The organism is Allokutzneria sp. NRRL B-24872, assembly GCF_002155965.1.
In the GTDB taxonomy this organism is placed as follows: domain Bacteria; phylum Actinomycetota; class Actinomycetes; order Mycobacteriales; family Pseudonocardiaceae; genus Allokutzneria.
In genome coordinates this window covers 440-792 of the sequence record NZ_MUMH01000296.1, presented here as the reverse complement: position 1 = coordinate 792, position 353 = coordinate 440, and the positions used below count along the sequence as shown (strand labels likewise).

General features: G+C 64.6%; 1 pseudogene. It reads right to left on the bottom strand.

Features of this window, described 5'->3' with window-relative positions:
• Window positions 1–196: pseudogene (locus CCN37_RS37565) on the bottom strand (MarR family transcriptional regulator); the annotation flags it as partial.
• Window positions 197–353 lie beyond the last annotated feature (157 nt).

The following is a 353-nucleotide window of genomic DNA, read 5'->3' as shown; positions in this document are numbered from 1 at the left end:
TCGACCGGGTCGGCCCCTGTCCGACGAGGGTGGCCAGCAGGATGAAGGAGGACTTGTCGATCCCCCCGTTCCTGGAGGCGTGACCGGCGATGCACGCCTGGACCCGGTTCAGCCGGACCAGTGCCATCCCGAGCTCGTCGGCGATCGCCAGGTCGGCCTCGGTGGGCGTCGCCGTGTCGGTCGCGGAAGGAGTCACGCTTGCCTCGCTTGATTGCATCAGCCAACTAGTTGCTGGGTACAAGCATGCGATGCGCCTGGTTCTCTTAGCAACTGAAATATGCTGTGGGAGAACTCTCACGCACCCGCGGTCACCGGGGCCTCACTCCGCGCAGCATCGATGACCTGGCTCAACA